Annotated in this window: 30 protein-coding genes; 14 read left to right on the top strand and 16 right to left on the bottom strand. The window is 59.1% G+C overall.

Translation table 11 applies throughout. The features are described 5' to 3' along the window. Positions 1-40: 40 nt before the first annotated feature. Both P9217_RS22705 and P9217_RS22700 read left to right on the top strand, forming a co-directional pair. Entirely contained in the window at positions 41-421 is a 381-nt protein-coding gene (locus P9217_RS22705; protein WP_278055101.1) for a MucR family transcriptional regulator, read from the top strand. Positions 422-807: 386 nt separating this feature from the next. Next, entirely contained in the window at positions 808-2,040 is a 1,233-nt protein-coding gene (locus tag P9217_RS22700; protein ID WP_347404370.1) for a pilus assembly protein TadG-related protein, read from the top strand. An 876-nt stretch (positions 2,041-2,916) separates the two neighbouring features. Here the strand turns inward: P9217_RS22700 and P9217_RS22695 are convergent. After that, complete coding sequence (locus tag P9217_RS22695; protein WP_278087574.1) at positions 2,917-3,342, bottom strand: hypothetical protein; 426 nt, start codon at positions 3,340-3,342, stop codon at positions 2,917-2,919. A gap of 364 nt (positions 3,343-3,706) precedes the next feature. Between P9217_RS22695 and P9217_RS22690 the strand changes: the two genes are divergently transcribed. Further along, positions 3,707-3,910: a hypothetical protein gene (locus tag P9217_RS22690; protein ID WP_278087573.1), complete on the top strand. Its 204-nt coding sequence runs from the start codon at positions 3,707-3,709 to the stop codon at positions 3,908-3,910. A gap of 4 nt (positions 3,911-3,914) precedes the next feature. On the opposite strand, the gene P9217_RS22685 is transcribed toward P9217_RS22690, so the two are convergent. Further along, on the bottom strand, positions 3,915-4,802 hold the full coding sequence (locus tag P9217_RS22685) for an RNA ligase family protein (RefSeq protein ID WP_278087572.1): 888 nt from the start codon (positions 4,800-4,802) through the stop codon (positions 3,915-3,917). A 166-nt stretch (positions 4,803-4,968) separates the two neighbouring features. Between P9217_RS22685 and P9217_RS22680 the strand changes: the two genes are divergently transcribed. From P9217_RS22680 to P9217_RS22670, 3 genes are all read left to right on the top strand, one after another. Then, positions 4,969-5,262: a hypothetical protein gene (locus P9217_RS22680; RefSeq protein ID WP_278087571.1), complete on the top strand. Its 294-nt coding sequence runs from the start codon at positions 4,969-4,971 to the stop codon at positions 5,260-5,262. A 26-nt stretch (positions 5,263-5,288) separates the two neighbouring features. After that, positions 5,289-5,618 (top strand): hypothetical protein, encoded by a 330-nt coding sequence (locus P9217_RS22675; protein WP_278087570.1) that lies wholly within the window; start codon positions 5,289-5,291, stop codon positions 5,616-5,618. Positions 5,619-5,684: 66 nt separating this feature from the next. Beyond that, positions 5,685-6,359, top strand: coding sequence for a hypothetical protein (locus tag P9217_RS22670; protein ID WP_278087569.1), 675 nt, complete (start codon positions 5,685-5,687; stop codon positions 6,357-6,359). A 153-nt stretch (positions 6,360-6,512) separates the two neighbouring features. Here the strand turns inward: P9217_RS22670 and P9217_RS22665 are convergent, their stop codons facing one another. After that, positions 6,513-6,782, bottom strand: a complete 270-nt coding sequence (locus tag P9217_RS22665) for a hypothetical protein (RefSeq protein ID WP_278087568.1) — start codon at positions 6,780-6,782, stop codon at positions 6,513-6,515. A 101-nt stretch (positions 6,783-6,883) separates the two neighbouring features. Between P9217_RS22665 and P9217_RS22660 the strand changes: the two genes are divergently transcribed. From P9217_RS22660 to P9217_RS22645, 4 genes are all read left to right on the top strand, one after another. Then, positions 6,884-7,069 (top strand): hypothetical protein, encoded by a 186-nt coding sequence (locus P9217_RS22660; protein ID WP_278087567.1) that lies wholly within the window; start codon positions 6,884-6,886, stop codon positions 7,067-7,069. A gap of 346 nt (positions 7,070-7,415) precedes the next feature. After that, complete coding sequence (locus tag P9217_RS22655) at positions 7,416-7,721, top strand: hypothetical protein (RefSeq protein ID WP_278087566.1); 306 nt, start codon at positions 7,416-7,418, stop codon at positions 7,719-7,721. A gap of 258 nt (positions 7,722-7,979) precedes the next feature. After that, a complete protein-coding gene (locus P9217_RS22650; protein WP_278087565.1) occupies positions 7,980-8,138 on the top strand; it encodes a hypothetical protein in 159 nt (52 codons plus the stop codon). A gap of 229 nt (positions 8,139-8,367) precedes the next feature. Next, complete coding sequence (locus tag P9217_RS22645; protein WP_278087564.1) at positions 8,368-9,054, top strand: hypothetical protein; 687 nt, start codon at positions 8,368-8,370, stop codon at positions 9,052-9,054. Positions 9,055-9,111: 57 nt separating this feature from the next. On the opposite strand, the gene P9217_RS22640 is transcribed toward P9217_RS22645, so the two are convergent. From P9217_RS22640 to P9217_RS22610, 7 genes are all read right to left on the bottom strand, one after another. Continuing rightward, positions 9,112-10,656: an Ig domain-containing protein gene (locus P9217_RS22640; RefSeq protein WP_278087563.1), complete on the bottom strand. Its 1,545-nt coding sequence runs from the start codon at positions 10,654-10,656 to the stop codon at positions 9,112-9,114. 13 nt (positions 10,657-10,669) lie between these two features. Further along, a complete protein-coding gene (locus P9217_RS22635; RefSeq protein ID WP_278087562.1) occupies positions 10,670-11,287 on the bottom strand; it encodes a hypothetical protein in 618 nt (205 codons plus the stop codon). Positions 11,288-11,370: 83 nt separating this feature from the next. Continuing rightward, a complete protein-coding gene (locus P9217_RS22630; RefSeq protein WP_278087561.1) occupies positions 11,371-11,625 on the bottom strand; it encodes a hypothetical protein in 255 nt (84 codons plus the stop codon). Between the two features lie 67 nt (positions 11,626-11,692). Next, on the bottom strand, positions 11,693-12,103 hold the full coding sequence (locus P9217_RS22625) for a hypothetical protein (protein WP_278087560.1): 411 nt from the start codon (positions 12,101-12,103) through the stop codon (positions 11,693-11,695). A gap of 18 nt (positions 12,104-12,121) precedes the next feature. Continuing rightward, complete coding sequence (locus P9217_RS22620; RefSeq protein ID WP_278087559.1) at positions 12,122-12,739, bottom strand: hypothetical protein; 618 nt, start codon at positions 12,737-12,739, stop codon at positions 12,122-12,124. Positions 12,740-13,167: 428 nt separating this feature from the next. Beyond that, entirely contained in the window at positions 13,168-14,328 is a 1,161-nt protein-coding gene (locus tag P9217_RS22615; RefSeq protein ID WP_278087558.1) for a hypothetical protein, read from the bottom strand. A 98-nt stretch (positions 14,329-14,426) separates the two neighbouring features. Next, positions 14,427-14,747 (bottom strand): hypothetical protein, encoded by a 321-nt coding sequence (locus tag P9217_RS22610; protein WP_278087557.1) that lies wholly within the window; start codon positions 14,745-14,747, stop codon positions 14,427-14,429. A gap of 317 nt (positions 14,748-15,064) precedes the next feature. Between P9217_RS22610 and P9217_RS22605 the strand changes: the two genes are divergently transcribed. Then, on the top strand, positions 15,065-15,286 hold the full coding sequence (locus P9217_RS22605; protein WP_278087556.1) for a hypothetical protein: 222 nt from the start codon (positions 15,065-15,067) through the stop codon (positions 15,284-15,286). Positions 15,287-15,546: 260 nt separating this feature from the next. Here the strand turns inward: P9217_RS22605 and P9217_RS22600 are convergent, their stop codons facing one another. The 6 genes from P9217_RS22600 to P9217_RS22575 all read right to left on the bottom strand — a co-directional run bounded on the left by P9217_RS22600 (position 15,547) and on the right by P9217_RS22575 (position 19,003). Further along, the gene (locus P9217_RS22600; RefSeq protein WP_278087555.1) at positions 15,547-16,065 is read right to left on the bottom strand and encodes a hypothetical protein; all 519 of its coding nucleotides are present in this window, start codon (positions 16,063-16,065) and stop codon (positions 15,547-15,549) included. Continuing rightward, entirely contained in the window at positions 16,055-16,267 is a 213-nt protein-coding gene (locus P9217_RS22595; protein WP_278087554.1) for a hypothetical protein, read from the bottom strand. The genes P9217_RS22600 and P9217_RS22595 overlap by 11 nt, the downstream gene beginning before the upstream one ends. 192 nt (positions 16,268-16,459) lie before the next feature. Further along, positions 16,460-16,756: a GIY-YIG nuclease family protein gene (locus tag P9217_RS22590; protein WP_278087553.1), complete on the bottom strand. Its 297-nt coding sequence runs from the start codon at positions 16,754-16,756 to the stop codon at positions 16,460-16,462. Beyond that, entirely contained in the window at positions 16,756-16,956 is a 201-nt protein-coding gene (locus P9217_RS22585) for an AlpA family phage regulatory protein (protein WP_278087552.1), read from the bottom strand. Before P9217_RS22585 ends, P9217_RS22590 begins: the two co-directional genes overlap by 1 nt. Positions 16,957-17,062: 106 nt before the next feature. Continuing rightward, complete coding sequence (locus P9217_RS22580) at positions 17,063-17,815, bottom strand: hypothetical protein (protein WP_278087551.1); 753 nt, start codon at positions 17,813-17,815, stop codon at positions 17,063-17,065. 3 nt (positions 17,816-17,818) lie between these two features. Further along, the gene (locus tag P9217_RS22575; protein WP_278087550.1) at positions 17,819-19,003 is read right to left on the bottom strand and encodes a site-specific integrase; all 1,185 of its coding nucleotides are present in this window, start codon (positions 19,001-19,003) and stop codon (positions 17,819-17,821) included. A gap of 271 nt (positions 19,004-19,274) precedes the next feature. Here P9217_RS22575 and P9217_RS22570 point away from each other — a divergent pair, with 271 nt between their 5' ends. The 3 genes from P9217_RS22570 to P9217_RS22560 all read left to right on the top strand — a co-directional run bounded on the left by P9217_RS22570 (position 19,275) and on the right by P9217_RS22560 (position 22,660). Then, complete coding sequence (locus P9217_RS22570) at positions 19,275-19,673, top strand: hypothetical protein (RefSeq protein ID WP_127216839.1); 399 nt, start codon at positions 19,275-19,277, stop codon at positions 19,671-19,673. Between the two features lie 1,643 nt (positions 19,674-21,316). After that, a complete protein-coding gene (locus P9217_RS22565; RefSeq protein ID WP_066989790.1) occupies positions 21,317-21,724 on the top strand; it encodes a DUF930 domain-containing protein in 408 nt (135 codons plus the stop codon). 276 nt (positions 21,725-22,000) lie between these two features. Continuing rightward, positions 22,001-22,660 carry a TerC family protein gene (locus tag P9217_RS22560; RefSeq protein ID WP_067320072.1) on the top strand — a complete coding sequence of 220 codons (660 nt, stop codon included), beginning with the start codon at positions 22,001-22,003 and terminating at the stop codon, positions 22,658-22,660. Positions 22,661-22,695: the final 35 nt, after the last annotated feature.

Raw genomic sequence — 22,695 nt, 5'->3', positions numbered from 1 at the left:
CGCTCAAATAGAGAGGTCTGTCAGACAAAAGAGATTTCGCATGTCACTAGTGGACCTCACCGCCGACATCGTCTCCGCTTATGTTAGCAATAATCTCGTCTCGGTAACCGACTTGGCGGATTTGATCGCGTCGGTTTATTACTCGCTCACTGGCGCAGCCCTGCTGCCAAAGCAGGAGCCTGCCGTCGACCCGGAGCGCTCGGTCTTCCCCGATCACATCATCTGCCTGGAGGACGGCAAGGAGTTCAAGTCGCTCAAGCGGCACCTGAGGACCGATCACGGTCTTACACCAAAGCAGTATCGCGCGAAATGGAACCTGCCGGCAGACCATCCGATGGTGGCGCCGAACTATGCGGAGCGGCGATCGGAATTGGCGAAGGCGTTGGGCTTTCAGCGGAAGCCTGCAGATCTCCGAAAATGAGATCGCCGCACCAGCGAGGATTATATTCCAAGAGGCGTGAAATGAGGATACGGAAAGGCAGAGCCCACTCGCTTTGAGGGGGGACGAGCGGGCTCCGGGGGGTGGACCCTACGACGTTGCCTAAAAGCCGCGCCGTGAAACCTAACCTGCCGACGGTCGGAATGTTCCCCGATGCGACCGAAGTCGCACCCGCTGACGCTTTGGTCCCGCTGAAACCATCGCCCCGCTACATCATTTGCTAGAGCCGGCGAACATGTGTCCCTTCGTTCGGCGGCATGAGAGAGTGGATAGATGCCCGCCATCCCGTTGCCTGGGTGACGGGCATTCTGTTCGGATCTCAGCCCGCTTTAACCGTTGTTTAATGTATGAGCGCCTACTAATACGCGGTGGTCAACATCCTCACACGCATTCGGCAACTGACGCGCGCGATAGGTCGGGACACGGCTGGAAACGTTGCCGTTATCTTCGCGCTCACCCTGCCGATCGTAGTCGGTGGGGCGGGACTCGGCGTCGAGACGTCCTACTGGTATTATTCGAGCCTCAAGCTGCAGGCCACGGCCGACGCAGCCGCCTATGCCGGCGCGTTGGAAAAGGTTGCGGGTTCCAGCACCGCAGCGATCACGACGGCCGCCACGCAATCGGCGACCGACAACGGCCTCGCCAATGTAACAATCACCGTCCACACGCCGCCCACCTCGGGGTCGCACATGACCAACAAGGCGGTCGAGGTGATCCTCAATCAGAGCCTCGACCGGATGTTCACGGCCATCTTCTCCGAGAGCAAAGTGCCGGAGCGGACAAGGGCGGTGGCGCTGATCACCGACGCCTCCAAGGCATGCGTATTGGCGCTCAATCCGTCGGCCTATCAGGCAGCGCTCTTCTCGGGCAACACCAGCGTCAAGCTGACGGGCTGCTCGGTCATGTCCAATTCGGCACAGGCCGATGCCGTTAAAGTGCAGGGGTCGGCGGCCCTTCAGGCCGATTGTCTGATCGCGGTCGGCGGCGTCTCGCTCGGCAACCCGGTGACCACAGTCTGCAAGTCTCCGATCACCCAGGCCTTGCCGGCGTCGGACCCCTTCTCCAACCTTCCAGCGCCAGCGGCTGGCAACCCGTGCAAGACCGTCAACGGGAGCAAAACATCGCAAACGCTCCAGCCCGGAACTTACTGCAGCGGCATGGACCTCAAGGGCAATGTCACGCTCCAGCCCGGCACCTATGTCGTCCAGGGCAGTCTGAAGATCAACGCCAATGCGGCCGTCTCCGGAACCGGTGTGACCATCTTCATGTCCGGCAGCAACACCGTCAGCATGAATGGCAACGCCACTGTGACGAGCGCGCCGACCTCGGGCACCTATTCCGGCGTGCTGTTCTACGGCGACCGGACCGGCACCAGCACATCAAGTACCTTTAACGGCACTGCGAGCTCGCTTTTGACCGGTGCCATCTATTTCCCCAAGCAGCAGGTCAACTATCTAGGCAACTTCTCCGGGAGCGGCGGCTGCACCCAGGTCGTCGCCGACAAGATACAGTGGTCCGGCAGCACGACCATCAAACAGAACTGCTCGAGTCTCGGGATGAAGGACATCCCATCGGCGCAGTCGGTTGCAATCGTCGAGTAAGAACGCCATTACCCTTTCCCAGCTCATCTAGGCAACGGCGGCTACACCACCTTCCCCCGAAAGCGTGTTTGCCATTTCCGCCCGCCTACCTCGGCGAACAAGAGGTCTGTAGAGAGTAACGACTCGTTCACCATATCACGGCATCGTAGTTGAAGGCGCCCACCCTGCGCCTATTCTAGCCCCGCGTCGGTGACGACGCGCCCCCGCCCAAAGCACGGGCGGCCGACGGTTTCACGTAACCCAACTCCCCCACCAGTATGCGTCGGCCGCCCGTGCCGATCTCCCAAGTGGTCCGCCGCGCGGCCGGGCCGATTGGTCAGTTCGTGGTCCGCCGCTCTCGGTGTCTCGTTTCAGGACGGGAATGCTGGCACCGGGCTTGCATCGAAGAGATTGCCGGTCTCACACCGGACTCCTGATTGGGCATCAGGGGTAACTGCGCCGGGCTTGAGGATTTGGGGTTCCTCGCCCGGCGATCTCTTTCAGCGCAGTCGCTAAGAACTGGTGTTAGATCGAAACGGATTCGCTGTGAATCCCCCATCTTCTGGTGCGAACTCTTGGCATGGACGCGATCTTCGATGATATCGCCCCTGCCCTCGGTCCGGCTTCTTCACCGGCATCGCCGTCGGCATTGGCTTTACGATTGTGCACGCTTTCGCTGGCTGAACCCAAACAACAAGTTGCCATCGTCTGCCGCGACGCTATGGTTAACGCCGTCCGGGGTGTTGGCTACCCCAGTCCCGGACCACCTAGGCCCGGCGGCGCGTGGACCACTTCCCCCGAAGCAAGATGGCTGCCGGGCCGCTCCCCTCCCGTGTCATGGATATGTTCAACGCCGCTTTTGGCCTGGAAGGCGCCAGTTCCCGGGCCGCGTCTGACTTATGCGACCTTCAGGTTAATGACGCGCATCACCGCGACCACTGTTCCATTGTTCGTAGCAGCCTCTTTCGTACTGCCCTTGCCGCAGCTCCAAACGTCGCCTTCCTTGGCCGTGAACTTCATATCGCCGGCCGTAACTTCCAGTTCGCCTTCGGTGACCGTGCAGACCATGTCGTCTGCCATCACATCCCCCAGCGGGCTAGTTCCTTTCGGCTGATAAATCACGTCTTCCATGACGATTTTCTTATATCCCTTGATATGGGAGTCTCGTGTCCCCCGCTCGACTAGCCGAACGCCAGGAAAAATTTCCTTGCCCTCAGTCGGGCCATAGGTCTTGGCCGCTACCGGGGTGAACTTTGCGGCCGTTAGCGGGGCGGCCATCGAGGTGGCAGCAAGGGCGAGAGCATTACGTCGATTCATCTTCATAACATCCTCCCTGAGTTGGTCCGCCCGGTTGGGCGAACCTGATATTTTACGCGCCCGACAAGCCAAATAGTCAAAACACAATTGGGGGTCCGCCCGGCAATCACCGGGCTAGGTGTAAAGAGCGAAACGGGAACTAGAACGGCAAGGAGCCCGCTCGCTGAGGGGACGAGCGGCGCTCCAGGGGTCTCTGCTACCCCAACGGCGCGACCTCTCTCTGCTGGCATCGCGCCGCGAGCCCAAACTAGCAGGCTGTTGGAATGTTCCCCGATGCGAGAGCAACTGACGCTTTTTTTGGTCCCTGCGCTGAACCTTCGCCTTACTGCATCATTTGATAGAGCCGGCGAGCATGAAGCAGAGGTCGCACATGAAGACCTATCGGGTGGAAGAAGTGGACGGGGACAGCGTTGTGGCGGGTCGTAGCATCAACGCCAATACTCCATGGGTGGCAGCGGAAATGGCTACAGGCAGTGAAGTCACGAACGCACGCGGTGACGAACAGCGCTGGATCCGGGTCACGAATGAGGCAGACGGGGTTGTTAACAGGTACGCGTTCAAGGACCGGCGGTGACCTTCTATTCCTCTCGAAAGTCCTGCAGCGTCGCATGGCGTAGCGTGTGCTCCCCGCGAAGGAATCTTACCCGGCCGGTGATGCCCGGTTTGACCCACTCGACATCATCGGCAAAGGCGCTCGGCACCCGCTGCGCCGGCTTGGACGCCTTGGCTGCCTGCACACGCTGCCACAGCCGTTCCCTGAGGCCGCTGGGCAGCGTTATGAACGCGGTGCCAGCATATCGGCCACCCCGCGCCATGATCGCCGCAGCGGGCTTCCCAAGCTCGCGCTTGATGCCGAGAAGCTCGAACTCTCCTAGATCCCAGCACTTGGTTTTTACCCAGGAATCGACCTTCCCGCTTCGATAGGGGCTTTCCCGCCGTTTCGAGACCATGCCTTCGAGGCCCATCTTCTCGACCTGCTCGAAGAAAGCAGCGCCATTGCCTTCGACGTGATCGCTGTATTGGATAATACCCTTCGCCGGCTTCACCAGTTCCCAGAGTTTGGCCTTGCGCTCGATCAGCGGCAATGATCGAAGATCCTCGCCGTCAAGGTGCAGGAGATCGAAGGCGACAAAGGCGAGTTGCTCGGCATTCCACACCATGCGCGAATGCATCCGGTGGAAGTTCGGCCGGCCATCGGGATCGGGCGCGATCATCTCCCCGTCAATGATGAAGGCCTTGGCCGTCAGCTTCTCGGCTTCAGCAACGATGGGCCAGTATCGCTGTGACCAATCGTGCCCATTTCGAGAGAAGGCGCGCGCGCCAGCCCAGTCGAGAATAAGCTGAGTTCTGTAGCCGTCGTATTTGATGTCGTGCAGCCAATCGGCGCTGACCGGCGGTGTTTCGACCTGGATCGGCTCAAGAGGCCTGATAAAGGACAACCGGGCTCTGTCGGCAGGCTTACTCATACGATCCCCAACGAGAAACTCGAATTTGATTTAATATCACACAACCGTAAGTGTTCCGTTAGCTGTAGCTGAAAAAGACCAGATGCGAACGGCGGCCCCGGTTCATTCTTAGGGTGCTTTATAATGGAGGCTCCACGTGATACTTTGCAGCAGCCGACAGGAGACCTTGGCAGTGAAGCTTGGGGTGCTCTTTCTGATCGCTTGCCTCGGACTAGGCAATGCAGCGCTTGCCTATGGCGCCGAAGGGCTCAACGAAACTCGCGACCCGAATCGAGGAGGCGGCGGAGGTCACAAACGCCTCAAGCCGGACGAAAATCCTAACTGCAACAAAGCAGAATTGAAGCAATGCAGGGACGAACGTCGGAAAGAGTTGGACAATTGTCCAGGCAACTTTGTTGTTAAATGCAAGGACTTAGCCAACGTGAACTATTCTGACTGCAAGGCAGAAGCTGGATGTTAAGACATTGTGCCGTTGTCGCAAGTTCGATGCTTTGGATAGCACCTGCCTATTGCCAGTTCAATTGCAGCGCTCTGGACGCTCGATCCGATTGGAGCAAGGCCGTTGAGCTTGAAAATCTAGCCTTTAGCTACAACTGGAATGCGATGAATAGCAACGATCCGGTTGAACAATGCGATGATCTGAATTCGGCCGTCGATGCTTTGAAAGAAGCTTATGAAATTTTCAACGCCTGCCGTCCATCGAGCGGAGTAAAGACGTTGGGCCTCATCAGGGTTTATAACCGTTCTCGCAGTGACTACTGCGCCGAGGCTAAGAAAATAGAGAGAGACAACGAACCAACAGAAGAAGGCGAATAAGCACTCGATCGCATATTCCCGAGATTATGCTCGAAAGCACGCCCATTTACAAAGCGGGGTTTCCCGATGCGCTATTTCTTTGCTGCTCTCGTTTTCTTGCTGCCCACACCTAGCGAGGCGTTCGAGGCTGTTTGCCATGACTATACTAGGATTTATACTGAACCAGCTTCGAGCAGCCAATCTTGGATTATTCGTGAGGGGGATCCATTTCTGGTAGGCTTGGAAGTAGAAGCCACCGCTGGTGGTGGTGTTTTTAACCGCGCAAGAGACGTGTATGGTCGCCTTGGGTACATCAACCCTGTTGATTTGCAGGGGTGCAATCATAGTGTCGCTACAGGGACGTATTACCCACAACTTGGCATAAATGACACGCTCAGATACATTCAAAATGAGGCAAATGTTGCAAGGAGATCACCAGATGACTTGTTTAGCATCCGCGTGAAAGATGGACGTCTTGTCCACGTCATATCCAAAACTAACGATTACAATTCGGATTTTTATATAGATTTTCGGTACATAGATGAGATTAGCACTGGTTTCGAGGAAAAGACATACGCATTTATACATTTCGATTGTAGCAGAGCGTGTGTTGTTCATCCTGATAACACAAGGAGCGATCGAGAGTTGCTCACAATTAGTGCGTTTTCTGCCAATGAAGTTAAAAAGCTTTCACTGGCATTCAAGCATTTGAGTAGCTTTTTCCAAGGAACCCGTTCGAAGGATCCATTCGAGATAAAATAATCAAGGGCCGGTCTTTGGCTCGCCTATTCACGTCAGCAAACAAAAAAGCCCCGCTGCCGGCCATCCCGACGCGTCGCTTGCATAGCGCCGCCTATCTATCGAACTTCGCCAAGGAGCGAAGGTTCCCGGCGTTAGTTCCGTCCCGCTTGTCGCTTATTGGGGTCTTTCGGGCTGGGTGTCGGGCGTATACGTCAGCGTGACACGCTTGCCGCCGCACACGCCGCATTTCAACCTCGGTTTGAGGTCCCATTCCATAGCCGGAGCATCAGCGCTGAAGCTGTCGCGTAGCGCGGTCAGATCAAGCGAGCAGCCGCCTGTGACGGACATCCCGGCGTCGATTAGTGCCTGAAACTCCAGCCGGTGGTGCCCATGGCAGGCGATATATTCAGCGACGATTGATACCGCCAGAACTGCAAGGAGCAAGCCGGATTTTCACCCACTTATGACTCGCGAAATACGCTGTACGGGCTAAAATCCGGCATGGCGGGGATTGTTTCGCCCCGCACACATTTGGGGGCGTCAAGATGACGAAAAAGTCCATATCCGCTATGGATATTGACATTATCCGATCCGCACTTCAGGCCGCGATCTACGAAAACAAACTTCCGGAGAGCGAGTGGCGAGAACAGGCCATCAAGCTGATCCAGGTATTTACCGGCTCCAACACTGCGGTTGATCAAGAATTGCTGGACTGGATTGTGCGAAAGTAGGGAACGCAAAGAGCCCGCCGCCTTGAGGGATGGCGAACGGGCTCCGGGGTCTGCGCAACCCAACGGCGCGACGTCGGGCAGACCGCGCCGTGAAACCTAACCTGCCGACTTGTGGAATGTTCCCCGATGATGCGACCGAAGTCGGACAGGCTGACGCTTTGGTCCCGCTGAAACCATCGCCCCGCTACATCATTTGCTAGAGCCGGCGAACATGTGTCCCTTCGTTCGGCGGCATGAGAGAGTGGATAGATGCCCGCCATCCCGTTGCCTGGGTGACGGGCATCGTCTTGACCGGACATTAGCATCTGCTTGAAGAACCTATTGGCCACGTTTGAGTTGTATCGGCATGGCAAGGGGCATCAACATTGGCGACGAGGTCGCCATCACTGCGAAGGTTCGCAGGCGCGTCACCGAGGATAGGGTGAGCGTCTCGATTCCCTCCTACGGCCAGCCTCACTCGATTGTCGATCGGATCTCGAAGGTTAAGCAGGGTCAGGAGATCGAGCTTCGAGGCGATGTTACCCGCGTTGATGAAGGCAAGGTGACCATCAACCTAGGTGTGCCCGTCACGGTGGATGCCGATACCGTTAGGCCGGTCACACCCTACAAGCCGCCGACAAGGAAGACGCCACTGGTGGACAAGCCGACATGACGAAGCTGTCCGATCTCGGGCCGCCAATCATCGGCCGGCGCCACAGCAAGGAATATTCCAACGAGCGCGACCATTTCCACAGGTGCCTGGTCTGCGGACAAGCGGTCGATTGGCGCGATCTACGGCAAGTGATCTGGCATGAACAGCCGGGCCATAAGCCGCTTGAGATAGACTCTTAAAAGGGTGCCCGTGACTGGCGCGAACACGCTATGCGAAGGGGGATTCACAGCGAATCCATTTCGATTTAAGATTCAACCCATGGACGCGATCTTCGATGACCTTTCACTCGCCCTCAGAGAGCCCCGCGCAGACGTTTGGGGCAAGGTCCGCACTGTCGCCCTAGACACTGCCGGCAAGTTTTTCACCGGCATCGCCATCGGCATCGGCTTCGCCATCGTTCACGCCTTTGCGGGCTGACCAAAACAACAATTGCCATCGGCTGCCGTGACGCTATGGTAACGCCCGTCATAGCCTTGGCTATGTAATTTTGCCTGTCGCCAGAACGGAAAAAGAACAGTCGCGTGGTAACGCCCAATAAGCCGCCGACGAGGTTGGTCGACGAGGCAACCTGACGCTGCTGAAGCGACCGATTAGCCAATTGCCCAATCCGCTTGAAAGCTCCCAGTCCTGATTTAAGTTCCGGCCTATGACGACACGTACAGCGGCTGAAACGCGAGCAGATTATGAACGGGCTATGGGTCCAGACCTCGGCGCGACTTTCGCCGCGATTGACCAAGAGCTTTCCCACATCCATCTTGTTTGGGGTCAATACAAGATCCTTTTTGGGACGAAAGAATCACGCGTGGCCCTTCTCAACGAGGCGTCAGGCAGCTTCTTTCGCATTGTGCAGGACGGTCTGTTCGAAAATGTTCTATTGGCGATTTCCCGCCTTACCGACAGGCCAGCGATCGCTGGCCATCAGACTCTTACCGTGCAGCGACTAGCTGATCTGATACCTGATGCCACGCTCGCGGCGCAGGTCAGGGCTAAGGTCGCTATCGCACTCCAGGCGGAGGATTTTTGCCGAGACTGGCGCAACAACAGGATTGGCCATAACAATCTTCAGCATCGCCTGAACCCGACAGCGAAGCCGCTCAAAGAAGCCACGAGGCTAAAGGTAGAGGCGGTTCTGGCCGCGCTGGCACAGGTCGTGAATACGGTTGCCTTGCATTATACAAACGGAACAACAGCCTACAGTCACGTCCTCCCAAGCCACCCAGATGCCGAGGGGCTGCTCTACGTCATCCATGACGGACTAAAGGCTGAAAAAGAGCGTCGGAAGCGGTTCGATGGTGGCGATTTCAGTATAGACGACCATCCCTACGACCTCTGATCAGTTTTCAGTGCAGCAAGCAGCGCGGCGATGACGGCCACAGAAGCGTGCGGCACCTCAGAGACCTGGGAAGGACACGACAGCCAGGGCCGCGCCAGTGGTGCCTGACGTGTCGGCCGTGACAGAAAGCGTGGTCGACGTGCTGTCCATCAGCGCGGCGGTGGAACTGCGCTCGTTGGCAGCTCCGGCAGGATCGAAATCAGTCATCTCGGTCAGCCCTGTCCATGTTACATCGACCGTCTTGACGTTGGCGCAGAGTGCAGCCAGCACGATCCCATTGGCATCGGTGTCGAGCGATACGTTGAAGCTGTCATTACTCCCGCTGGAGTCGACCAGGCTGTCGCTATCAAAGATGCTGGCATCGACCCCATAGAGCGCGAACACTGTGAACTCGACAAAAATGTTGATGGCCGAGACGGTGACGTCGACATCGCCGCTGGTGCCGGACGGATCCGCGAAATAGATCGCGGCGGAACGGTCATTGATGGTCTTCTGGCCGCTCGCGGCATCGCCGCCTATGGTCATGGCGTCGACGCTGTGCGAGACCCCAGCCCCCGTTGCGACGATGGCGATGGCGCTTCGGCCGGTGGCCGGGCCGAAATTCACGCCAGTGAGCGTGAATGTCGCTGCGCCCATGTTGTTTTTCTGATCCACCAGCCGGACGAGCGTGTTGCGCACGGTGATGGTGAAGGACGGCAGGTCGTCGGTGCTGCCGTCGGCATCGGTGACGCGAAGGACGATGCCGGAAGACACGCCCGTCCCGCTCGGCGTGCCGGATATCTCGCCTGTCGATGAATTGATGCTGAGGCCGCTCGGAAGCGTGCCAGAGGCGATCGAGAAGGTGTAAGGCACCGTGCCGCCCGTCGCGCTCATCTGGGCGCTATAGGCAAGGCCAACCATTGCATCCGGCACCGGCGTGCCGGCGGCCAGTAGTGGTGTCGCCTGCGGTGGATAGAGGATAATCGAGCGGACCAGGGTATTGTCTAGAACATATGATTCATCGCCATCATGACCGATCAGGATCGTGTCCACCGGCGAGAAGGGATCATAGCTGACCGTTTGGGTGACGAAGGCGCCACCATCGACGGAGACAGCATATTCGCGGCTGCCGTCCCCATTGTCGCGGTTGAGGGTGGCCGTGACAATGTGGGTGCCGGTCGAGGAAAGATCGCCGCCGGTGAAGAAGACGTCGGAAAAATCCTCGACATAGGCCGTCATTGACCCCGCGCCGAAGTCGACGTCGTTCGAGGCGAGATCCTGCGAGGCGGCGTCGAGCCACATCAGATATGGACCGTCCGGGACGTTCTGGTGGTTGGCTTCGACCACGACGGTGCAGCCTGCGGCCAAGCCGGCGGCGAGGTCGGAAAACAGCGCTCCGATCGCCTTCGGGCGGTTGCTGTTTTCATAGGCGATCAGCATGCCGCCGTCGAAGATTTGGCCGGCATCGAACCCGCCACCCAGGATGCTTGCAACATTCCGCGACTGCCCTCCGGCGTAATAATGGCCGTTGACGAAGTCGAGGAAGGCGGTTGCGTCCTCGGGCACCCATTCGGGCCGGTAGGGCGCGATCCGCGGGCGTTGTGACAGTGTTCCGAGCATCATCGCCAGAGTTCCCTTAGGTTGCCGGCTGCTTTTTCAGCAGCACGGAAAGCGTGCCGGTGTTGAATTCGAGCTGATCGGTAACCTTGATGCCGATCGGCAAATAGGTCCGGTCTTTGTAGGTCGCCGAGAGGCCCGCCATATCGAGCGAGAAGGTGGATTGTTGTGCCAGGGTCGGGTTGAAGGTCGCCCAGAGCGGAACATCGCCCGCGAAAGGTGCCGGTAGCGGCTCGCTGATGATGTCCTGGGCCACAACTTCGCCATGCGCGATCTTGATTGCAACAAAACTTCTGGCGCCGGGCCATTTGACATCAGGCGGAGAGCCGCTCGGCGCGATCCATCTGATGAAGGGAGAATAGAGGCCATTCACTGGAACATTGACGCCCTGGACCTTCCATGCATCCCACGTCGAGGCAGCCGGAGCGTCGGGGATACCGGCTAGCGATACCTCCGATGTCGGAACGTTTTCGAAGCCGCTGCCTTTGGACACCTTCACGCTCGGCTGCGATGGATTGTATTCTGGCGTCGCTTCGGTGACGAAGCCTTCCGTAAACGGTTCGACAAAGGGAAATCCCGGCCCGACGCCACGCTCTCCCTGCGGCGTCGACGTCATCTTCATGCCGAAGGAGACCATGAGGAAGGTACCGGCCCAATGGACCTCGGTAAGCCATGTGAAAGGGTCGAGCGGGACCGGATTGTCGATCGAGCCGTAGCCAGTCATGAGCTTTGGCCAATCTGATTGATGAGGTCACGAAACATCGCCTCGGAACTCTCGTGAAACTCGCGGACCGCCTCCAGACCGAGCAGCAGCGTTTTCAATTGGCCGCGCCGCTCGACGTCGGCGACAATCTGTTTCCGCTTCTCCGCCGCCGCGGTGCTCCAGGCTTCAGCTTGGGCCGTGAGGTGGTCGAGCTTTCCACCGGACAGGGCGGTGCGGAGTTGGGCGAGGTCTTCAAGATCCTGCTTCGTCATGTGACTCCTCAGTGCAGCAGCAGCGCGCCGACGACGGCGAGCGCGGCGATGAAGGCGAGAGCCGGCATCATGCCCCGAAGCCGTTCCGCCGATTGACCTTGGCGACGATCTCGTCCCAGCCATAATTCGGCTTGGCGGCCGGCATCGAAGCGATTTCAGCCTCGATCGCGGCGAGTTCCGGCGCCAACTGCTCAATGGTCGGCGCGGGCTTGTTCCCGGCATAGGCGCCGATATAGCGCGGAACCGACTCCCGTTCCTTGATGGCTTGTCGGCGCGCCGCCTCGTTCACAGCGGGGTAGCTGTCGCGGAGGTTCATGACGTGGCGCTTCTGGACGTCGGAAAGCTCGTCGAAGCAGCCGCCGATCATGCTCGTTACTCGGAAGAAGGCGATGAAATCGGCCTGGTTGGTGAAGCCGGAGGCGTCGCCTCGGTCGATCGCCCGAATCCAGTGGGCGGCGAATGTGCTGGGGATGGTCATGTTCAAGTTCCTCATTTTTCAGGACGGGAAGGCCGAGAAGGTCAGTTCCGCCAAATCGTCATAGAAATCGGCCCCACCGGGGAGGCCTTGATCTGCGCAGGTCCATTTCCCAGAACCAATGACTTCCTCATCGCCCCACGTTTGCAGGAGTTGCCGTGCGTCCTCGTCGGTGAACGATGGGAAGATTTCCGGCGCCAGACACTTGCGGTAGTCGGCTTCGCGCGCGTCGTCGTGATGCGACACAGCCAGGAATCCGATCAATTCCCTTAGGGTGAGCAAAGCGCGAGCCTGGTCGACCTCCTCGGCGCCGAGCACGGCCATGCCGTGCTGCATTGCCGTCGGCCACGCCCGCAACATGAAGTTCAAGATTGCTCTGACCTGCGGGTTGTAGCCCGTCTCATTTTTCCGCTTCCACAACGTCTCTCGACGGATTGCCCGATCGGCTCGGCCGCCATGTCCAAATCGTATGTTGGTATTTTCGCGCCTGGCTTTGTCAGCCGCCTCGCGATCGATCATCCGCCGGCCGTCAGCCAATTCCACTACGGGAATTGAGCCTTTCGTTACCGCTCGGGAGACCGTCGAGGCGTTTACCCCGATCGCGGCGGCATATTCAGCGAATGTCATCAATGCGGGCATGCGGACACCTATTGGTTACCTCTGCAATGCGCCGGAATGGCGAGCGCCCAATGGGTTGGAGGTCTTGCGCGTGGTCATGCGCAAGATTTGAAAGTCTGTGCCTAGAGTTGCTTGGCGCTGCGCCGACCCGCATTAGGCGAGCGGTTTTCCAAGGACCCAATCTCTGGCTGGAAATGCCGGTGCAGCCGAGACGGGCTCTGTACCGCCCCGGCTGCGACGCATAGCTGCCACCAGCAGCCGCGCCTTTCGCGAACGAATAAAAGGGCTCGACCTCAGGAAAGGAACAAGACCAAGGGCAAGCCAAGGGGGTTGTGAAGGAGCGGGCCCGGCCCCCGCTGTCCAGGCTGAGCCGGGCCCTATGCCTATGCCGGACTGACAGGAACGGCGAGGCAATTGGTGTTGGGTGCTTCACGACCACGTTTCCAGCCTCACAGACCATGAGGCCAGCGACCGTTCCGCGGCGATGGGGAGAAGCCATGATGTGAAGGCGAGACACCCTCTGCAGCCTCCGGAAGTCTGGGGGACGGGTGCGAAGGTTCGGCATCGACCCGAATGTGACCGGCGACCATCGCGGGATGGGCTTCCTCTTGCTGAGTGCCAGCCGATACCCTGCTGTGTGACGAGTTACGCGCGGCCTGCCTGTATGTCTCGCCTCCGCTGCTCTGTTCGGCTTCGAGATCGTCAGCTTGCTCGGCCGCCTTTGGATCCAGGTACTCGACCAGCACGTCAGCCGGATTGACCGCGGCGGCGGGCCGGGCCTCAGCGAGGCGCGCCAGGGTGGCTAGCACCGTGCGGGCATCAGTATAGGTTGGACCATCCCAGAATGCGGGATCACCGACCTTGAGACCTGGCAGGGCAACGGCCGTTAGCCGTGAGGGCAATACGTTGGTGGTTCGAGGGACACAAGTGCGGCGGATGAGGCGGCGCCGGGTAACGGTGGTAAAGCCGCCCGCACTGCCGGACGAGATGACTCCCTGGTTTGAGCCGCGATATTTCGCGTTCAGTTCAACCTGCTCGTCCTCGGGGAGAACTTGGATGTCTCGCGCATTCGAATAGCACCAGACATCGACGGTTTCTTCGCTGATTGTTTTCTCCGGCTCGCCGAGCTTGGCGCGCACCGCCACTTCTGGATCCTGCAGAGGCGTCGCGCCGTCGGGAAGGTTGCGATTAACTTCCTCAACAGCGAGCGAGGCCTCGGCCAGCACCTTTAGCAGAGAGGCGAAGCGTTTCCCGATCTCGGGATAGGCCTTTCGCAGTTCCTTGGCTGCGGCATCGGCTTGAGACTTTGCGGCCTCATATCGAGCGACCTTGACCTGCTCTGCCTCAACATTGCGGGCCTGCTCAATCCGGCGCTCAAGTTCCGCCTTGGCCGCATAGGCGCGCTCAACCTCACGGTTGGCGACCTCGATCTTGCGCTCGACCGCTTCGACATCCTTGTCGCTGCCATCGAGCAAGGTCTGGCGCCGATCGTCCTCCAGCTTTTCGGCATCGGCTTCGAGCCGCGGGATGTCGATCTGTGCCAGTGCGCGCTCCAGGTCGGCAACGCTCTTTGCCTGGCCGCGGATGGTCTTGAGGATGTTTTGGATCACGGCGCTCTCGCCTCGTTGGGTTTCGATGCCGTGAAGATGAGCTTCGAAACGTCCATCCCCAACTGGCGGAAACGTCCAAAACGTTCAAAGCGTACACGCTACTCAAAGCCCAGCGTTGCCCTCATGCCAGGGACCGACACGTACCAGCGGCCGACGACCTTCCACGACAATCGGTCGTCATCCCGGCATAACCTTCGCACCTTCGATTTGGAGATGTTGAATCGGCTTGCCGCTTCTCCTGCCTCGATCCAGTCCTTGCCGATCAGCTCAGGCCGCCGATCAGGCTCCGGGAATAGTGCCGACGGTTCCTCTTCTTCAACGATCGCGATCGGGTCGCGCCCGATGTAGCGGCGTAGGTCCGCCAGCGCGGCTTCTGCCGCAGCGACATAGGCTTCGAGTTGTGGATCTGGAGCCGTCATGCGGCCCTCCCAGCGCCAAGCCGGCAAATCGGAACCAATGCAGCAAATGAGGGTTTGCTAATGGAAGGGATTGCAATCCAGGACGCCGAGGAATGGTCGAACTTTTGAATCTGGAAATGGCGGTCGCCAGACAGCGTGCGAAGCGAGCCGAACTCTCCCTCGCGGAGGCAGAAACCCTGCTCAACGACAACCACGGCCTTGCTATCAGCGTCGCGCTTTGCTGCCGCATACGCGCCGGGCAAGCGCGAGCGAAAGCAGCCCGGCGGCGGCTGCTCAAGATAGCGCCGCCCACAAGCCCGCATTGAGGAGCCGGCACGATGACGACGATGCTGTTCGCGCCGCTTGATTCGCACTACGAAGAGCGGGCCGCTCTCCATCAAGCCGCTCGACTGGAGCTGCTGCACAATCGCCTCGTGAAGCGGCTGGCAAAGGTGAACCACCTGGCCGATGAAGTTGAGCGGGCCGCGGCCGAGTTGGTCGGCGTCACCCAGGGCTCCGCCATTGAAGCGTTCCGTGGGGCAATGTTGAGCAGTTCTTAGGTAGGCTTTCTTCGCCTCGAAGCGGGGGAGACTCTTGGGCTCTGACATTGGTGGAAGAGAGCCAGCATCGGCTCCGGGCTCCTCTTCCGTCCCATGCCAAGCGACGCTGGTGACGCTGGCCAACTTTTCCGGTTGGCGAAGGTCCAAGTTCTGTTTCTTTCTTTGTTTCAGTTCGGGTCTATGTTCCGGTCCGTGTTCTGTTCCTTCTCTGTCTCTGTATCTGTGTGTCGACACTCTCCAGACAGGCTCTCGACAGGCTCTCATCGACCGGCCCTCATCAGTCTTGAGTTGGCCAGCGCCGAAGTGATGGGCTGCACAACACGATCACTGTCGAACGGATGATTTCCGCTATTGTCGGTGTCCGGCGCGGGGAAGGTTTTTCTCCCCCACTCGGTCGCTAGGAAATCCGCCTCGGCAAGCTCTCTGATCTGATCGCTGTCGATGTTGGAGATGATTTTCATCGTCCCCTTGGCGTGGTCCTTGTTGGTCGGGATGTTGCCTTTGTGCTTGAACCACTTCTTGACGTAGGTCTCTTCGGTCCTGGGATCGTGCCGCACCAGGTCGGCGCCTATGACATTGGCGAGCGCCTCTCGATACTGCTGTGAAATCCAGCCCAGATCCGCCAGAGCGTATCCTTCTCGGATGCGGCAGCAGCCTGCGCTGGTCTGGTGCGGCGAAGAGATGAAGTAGAGGTGCAACTGCCGACCGTCGCCGTTGAGCGACAGGAAGCCCGGCGAGGTCCAGAGAGCTGGTGAGATGGGTGCGAAGTCACGGCTCATGTCGGCCTCCAAGCTGGGCCAGCTCAACGACGACGCGGGCTGTTGCCGCGGTAAGATGGCAACGAGCGGCGATGGTTGCCGTCGCAAAATCCATTGCTGATTGGCTGAACGTCGGATAAATTGCCTGGGTCAACTGCTTGGAATAGCCGCCGCTCCCGACCGGCATCGGGGCGGCGGCGATTTCGTTTTCAGGACGGCGCATTGGCGCCTCCCCGGTCTAGCCTCAGATTTGCGAGCCGTAGGACAGTAACCGCTTCCAGAGGCGAAATACCGAAGCGCCTTCTCAGCGCTGGAATGTGCGGCCGTTCGCAATTGTGGTGATTTGCAATGAACCAGGCGACAGCCTCTTCGAGGTGGCCGGCATCCTGATGGCAAAGCGTGGGGATTGTCTGCCTCATGCCGCCCACCTGATGTCTGTCGCGCAGTTGATGGCGATGAAGCGGCGAAGTTCGGGATTGTCGACGAACCATTCGCAGAGTGCGTGGCGCGAGGTCTTATACCGATAGAAAAGCGCATGAACGCCCGCTTCCTCTTTCAGTCCGCCCGGAATCGTTCCGAGCAGTTCGATCGGTCGCCGCCCGCCTGGCGCGGGTCTGATGTACTTCAACTGATTAAGTCGGCGAGGCAGGTTCGCGGAATAGCCGATCTTGATGGCCGCCCCGCTCTTGGCGAAGTAGACGACGCTGCCCATCACGCCGCCTCCAGATGACGCGCCGCGATGCGGTCACGGATCCACTGTTCGACCTCAGACTTGACGAAAGCGATGCGCTTTTCGCCAAGCTGAACCGCCGGGGGGAACATGCCCTGGCGACGCATGATGTTAATGGCGCCGCGAGACAACGATGTCAGCGCCGAAGCCTGCTTGATGCTGATAAGCGGATGGTCTTCCATAATGCCGTTCCTTCTGAATGGAACGGCATTGTTGAAATTGCCGCTCCCGTTGAACGGCTTCCTATTGATACGATTTCGCCTCGGAAGTCGTCCGAAGCAGCCCGCCCTATTTCTGGCCGCTGCTTCGGATAATTCGTTGATAGATGGTAGAAGCGTGCTTCCGGGCCTCTTCGGCTTCCTTATCGAGACCAAGCCGGCGGTAGTTGTTGGCAGCGATCTCCCATTGATGCGCTTCAGCATGGTCGCGCATAGCCGCGTGGAGTTTCGGCACAACCGCAGCTAGATCGTCTGGGATGCCTGGAGCTTTTGGACTGCCCGTTGCCCACTCCCAGCAAGCAACAACAAAGCGATGGAGCGGCCCCTCTTTTGTGGTTGCTAAAAGATCTGGCCGGCGTGCACCTACTATATGGACGATCTCCTCGACAAAGCGACGCTTCGGCGAGCCCATAAGCTTAGTGCCCAGATCGGCACCATTCGGATCAGGGTTATCGGGATCTCCGCTGCCGAGGTCTGCTACAATGGCTCCTCTGGCCGATCCGGCAGAGGTCGAGAGTCGCCGCAACCGTGACACCGTGTTGTCGTGCTCCAAAGCGTCTTCCAGAACATAGGGCGAGAATAGGCTCATCGCCTCGATGGGCATGGCTCTGTCTATGTCGTCGCGATATTGTTCGACGAGTTCAGCCAGACGTGCTGCTGCAGCCTCGATATCGTCTAGCTGCGCCGTCAGTGCGCGCACCGAAACCTTTTCGACAGAAAGGCTGTAATTGAGGCTTTCAGCGGCAAGGTTCAGCAGGTCCATAACTTCGGCGTCATCGGCGATACCGATCGCCTCCAGGGCTTCGGCTATCAGCTTCGCCATCGGTCAACCGCCCGCTTTTGCCGATGCCAAGTAGGACTCCCATGCCGTCATCAACTCGCGCCGCTTTTCTAACGCTGTGTTGCGCCGGTACGCGGCCTCCGTCTTGTCGCGGATCGTATGAGCCAGCGCGGCCTCTGCAACGTCACGTTCGAAACTGGTGCAATCGCCGCACCAGTCGCGGAAAGAGCTGCGAAGGCCGTGCAGGGTCGCGGCCTTGTCAGGCGAGGCAAGGCGCAGCGCCTTGGTCATCGCCGTATCAGAGATAGGACGATCCTCGGTGCCGCCGCCGAAAACAAGGTCAGACGTTGCACGCTGCCGCATGATTTCGACAAGGGCAAGCGCGCGATCGGTGAGCGGGACAACGTGCTCCTTTCCTGCCTTCATCCGCTCGGCCGGAATCGTCCAGGTTTTCGCCTTGGTGTCGATCTCCGGGAACTTGGCGCCGCGAACTTCGCCGGAGCGGGTTGCGGTCAGGGCCAGAAACTCGACGGCCCGCGCAGCCGTGCCGGTAGACTGGCGCAGCTTCGCCATCATCTTTGGCGTGTCAGCATATGCCAGCGCCGCATGGTGGCCCCGCGACAGCTTTTGGCGCTTCGGCATCACCTTATCCAGCAACCCGCGCCAGCGCGCCGGATTGCCGGCTGTGCGCCACCCGTGGGCAATGCCGTAGTCGATGACAGCCTGAATACGCGAACGGAGCCTGTCGGCCGTCTCCGGCCGTTTCTGCCAATGCGGTAGCAGGCATTCCTTGACATCGCCGAGGGCGATATCGGCGACAGGTAGGGCATGGAGCGGCTGCGCATATTCGCGCAGGGTCATTTCCCACTGCGCCTTATGCTTCGAGTTCTTCCAGTCCCCTGCCCTCGCCTTCAGCAGCTCGTCCATGCAGTGCTCGAAGGTGATAGTGCGAGGGCTCGGGTTTGGCTTCAACCCGAGTTCTTCGCCGCGCGCAAGGCGCTGCCTCAATGCCTCGGCCTTCTCACGCGCCAGAGCGAGCGAGACAGGCGCCGTTCCCTGCCCGTAGCCGCCTAGGCCGAGTTCGGTTCGTTTCCCTTCGCGTTTATAGATAAAAAACCATTGACGGCTGCCGCCCTTCCTGACGCGCAGGAATAAGCCGTCCCCGTCGCTGTAGATCCCGGCCTTGTCGATGCGCTTTAGACCAGCTTCCGAGAGCTTGTGCCGAGCCATTTCCCGAGTCTCGTTGCCATAACCGCAAACGTGACTTTATTGATTTTATTGGGCTTTACAATGGGTTATGAGCAGCAAAATCATCAAAAACGGCGGAACGGCGGGCACTCCCTCCGCCACAATTCCCAACCGAATCCGCATATCATCTCCTGCATGGCCACCGTTTCGCTGTAGACGGCTATCTGTCCCATCGTGCTTTATTGGTTCCGGCGAGCCTTGGTGCGTCTCGTGCCCATCCGATTGTGCTGCAAGATCCTGGCGAAGGAACGAGATGCCTGTTTTCGCGTTGTGCGCCATGTCTCTCGAAGACCACATCAGCATGGCGCAGCGTCATGTTCGACATGGCGAGCGGCACATTGCGCGTCAGCACGAGCGGATTGCCCGCTTGAGAACCAACAGGCTGCCGACAGTGGATGCGTTGAGGTTCCTGAGCCTGTTGGAAGAGGTTCACGCTTTGCAGCGGGAGCACCTGTCCCGACTGCTGTCGAAATCGGCCGGATCCAAAGTAGTCTCGGAGCTTTCGGCGAAGACGCAGGTGGCAGAGGGCGGGAGAGACGCGATTTCCATTCCGGACCCCATCGTCCGGCTCGCGCTGGAGCTCGAACAAGAGCTTAACAGCGTCAAATTGAAGTGGCTGACCGCCAAGCCTCCGAGGGGCAAGCTTCACTAGCTGGCTCCGGCAGGTTGGCGGCTCTGCCGCGTCCTTTCGTGCGCTGAGGCCCCTTTAGGCTACTACGCCATCAACTTCTTGATATGTACCGGCCACATCAGCACAAGCGTATGTTTATCGGCAGCCGGTGCTGTGTCTCGCCCCCGAGCCCACCGGTCAGGCCCGGCGTTTGCTGGCCTACCCCGTCAGCCTGCCGGGCCGCCCGGCGTCAGGCAATGGCGTCAAGGTTTCTTGTCCAGTGGAGAACACCGATCTCAGGAGCGCACCAGGCTCATGACCTCACGGTCGGCGGCTTGCGCCCCTCAGCCGCACGTTGCCGGGCGTGCGGCGGACACACCGCTGGAGGCAGCCGACACAAAGCGGCGGCACGCCGGCAAAATTCTATTAGCTTTAACTAATTGTAGACCCGCGCTGTCCTATTCTGGGACAGCGCGGGTAGCGCCCACTCCCGCGCCGGCGGCTCCGGCAGGCCCAGCACCCCCCGCCCTCTGTCGGGGCCGCCACCTGACTTTGCTTTATACCAGCGATGGTTGAATCAACCGTTACCACACGTGCCTACCAACGAGCTTTCGTGATCGTTAAATTTTGATGGATCGGAGGATTCCCATCTCACCAGAACTGATCTAGTCTTGCAGGTCGAAGAAATCGCGGGTGGCAACCTATGGAAGCGATGTTCGATGACCTTGCGGCTGCTGTCAGGCAGCCCCGAACAGATATTTATACGGCTGTGCGCGCGTTCGCCCTGGACTTCGCCAGCAAGCTCTTTTTAGGGGTCGCCGTGGGGGTTGGCATCGGTATCGGACTAGCTATCGCTCGCTAAGTCACCAGGAAAGTGCCGGCGGCTGCGCAAAGTCCGCGTAGCTCGCCCTGTTATCCGCTTGCTGTAGCCATACCGCGATCGGTGTAGGGTCACCCACTATATTAGCAATAGCCTCCAATCTGACACGAACTTACCATTGGACGTTTTCGGGCGCCGTGGGGAGTTCCAATGCGCATGATTCTTGCTCTGGCCGCACTCACGGCCTGTTTCTCCGTATGGGATCATCTTGCAAACCACGGAACCTATAGCGCTACCCTGCAGCGAAACATTTTTGGTAAAGTGCTTTCCGGCTAACGGCCTTCCCACCGGGGCCGGTTTCCATCGTCAGGCAGGTCGACACAGTTTTTATGTTCGCTTGCTCAGTTAAATGCTCTGCGCCCCTTTGCGTTAATCCAAGCAGCAGTCGGCCCGACAATTCCGCCGGAAGGTCGAAAAATACATCATAGACCATCCATTGGTCACACGGATCCGATAAGCAGGTAAACCTCATGACTGACGGTTCTTCGTTTTAGTATTCCAACGCAAATCTGTTCGGCGGCTGAGCCTGCGAAACCGGGCAGGATTGTGCTCCAGCACTTTGAAAGCACAATACTGCCGCCCGACGAGGAGAAAAAGAGGCTCTACAGTCCCTGCTCTATACGACCCAAGTCTGACAGGTTCTTGACAGTTCTTCGGCAGCGGAGATCGTTTCATCGCGGACCCCGGAACAATGGCAATAGCCCAGTCGCCGAAGCCCGAGATTGGCTTGTGCCGCATGGCTGGCCTGGCCGAGCCGGCACCCATGTCACAAGCGCGTGCGTTTGGTTGATTTCTCAGACAGAATATGCTGCTTGTCGCGCCCATGAAAAAGCTCTGCCTGATGGTTCTGGCGCCTCTGGCGCTGGCCTGGCCGGCCAAGGCGATGGACAACGCACTTCGTGCCGGCCTGCTGAAACTCGATCCGCAGACTCGTCTCGAACAGCGTTGCGACGCCGAGGTGCTCGACCGGATCAGCCACGACGATCGCAAATTCAAGGCCGACCGTGTGGTGGCCTATGCCTTCGCCACGCCCCAGATGAGCGCCGACGCGATCAGGAGCCCCGGCGCCGCCTTTCGCAGCAAGGGTCAATGGTTCCGGCTGAAGTTCAAGTGCCAGACTGCGCCCGACCACATGCAGGTGCTGCAGTTGCTCTACAAGATCGGTGACGAGATCCCGGAAACCGACTGGGCAAAATACAATCTTTACGATTGACCGACTGCCGCGGTCGGTTGCGCGCAAATCGGCCTTTCGAGTGCAAACTCATTTGAACCCAATGGAACCAGACGAGCGGCAACCGCTTGTTTCGTGAGTTCTCTTGACGTGCAGGAACCATGCACGTAGAGCAATTCCAGGAAAGGCGCGCAGCCGTTTTTCCCGCCGGAATTGCGTGAAAACAAAGGCTTAGAACGCGATCGCATCAATCGGTGAATCGCTCCGGCGTTAGAACACTCGAAGATCGACATTTCGCAAACAGGAAGGCTCCAGACGATGGATATTTTCAGCGCCGCAAGCCTGACTGCCCTTGTCCAGGTCATCGCGATCGACCTGGTGCTTGCGGGCGACAATGCCATCGTCATTGGACTGGCGGCCGCCGGCCTGCCGACGGAGCAGCGCAAAAAGGCCATTCTGATCGGCGTGGTAGCAGCGACGGTGCTGCGCATCCTGTTCGCGGCGGTTACCGTCAAGTTGCTTGCAATCGTCGGACTGTTGCTCGCCGGTGGCATCCTGCTGTTATGGGTATGCTGGAAGATGTATCGCGAGCTGCGCACCTCCCATGCCGACGAGCACGAGGCGACGGAGGCGCTCGCCAATTCCGATCTCGACAGCGACAAGGCGGTTGCCGGCAAGGCGCCGCGCAAGACGCTTGGCCAGGCGGCGCTCCAGATCGTCGTCGCAGACGTGTCGATGTCGCTGGACAACGTGCTGGCCGTCGCCGGCGCCGCGCGTGATCATTTCTGGGTGCTGATCGTCGGGCTCGTGCTGTCGATCGGCTTGATGGGCCTTGCCGCCAGCTTCATTGCGCGGCTGCTGCACCGTTACCGTTGGATTGCCTATATCGGCCTGCTGATCATCCTCTATGTCGCGCTAGACATGGTCTACAGGGGCACGATGGAAATCTGGCCGCATGTCAACAACGCGGTGAGCTGACTGCCGCCACCTGACGCGGGCTTTGGCCGGCCACT

The sequence above is a fragment of the Mesorhizobium sp. WSM4989 genome (assembly GCF_029625795.1).
Lineage (GTDB): Bacteria > Pseudomonadota > Alphaproteobacteria > Rhizobiales > Rhizobiaceae > Mesorhizobium.
This window is presented reverse-complemented; position numbering and strand designations above follow the sequence as displayed.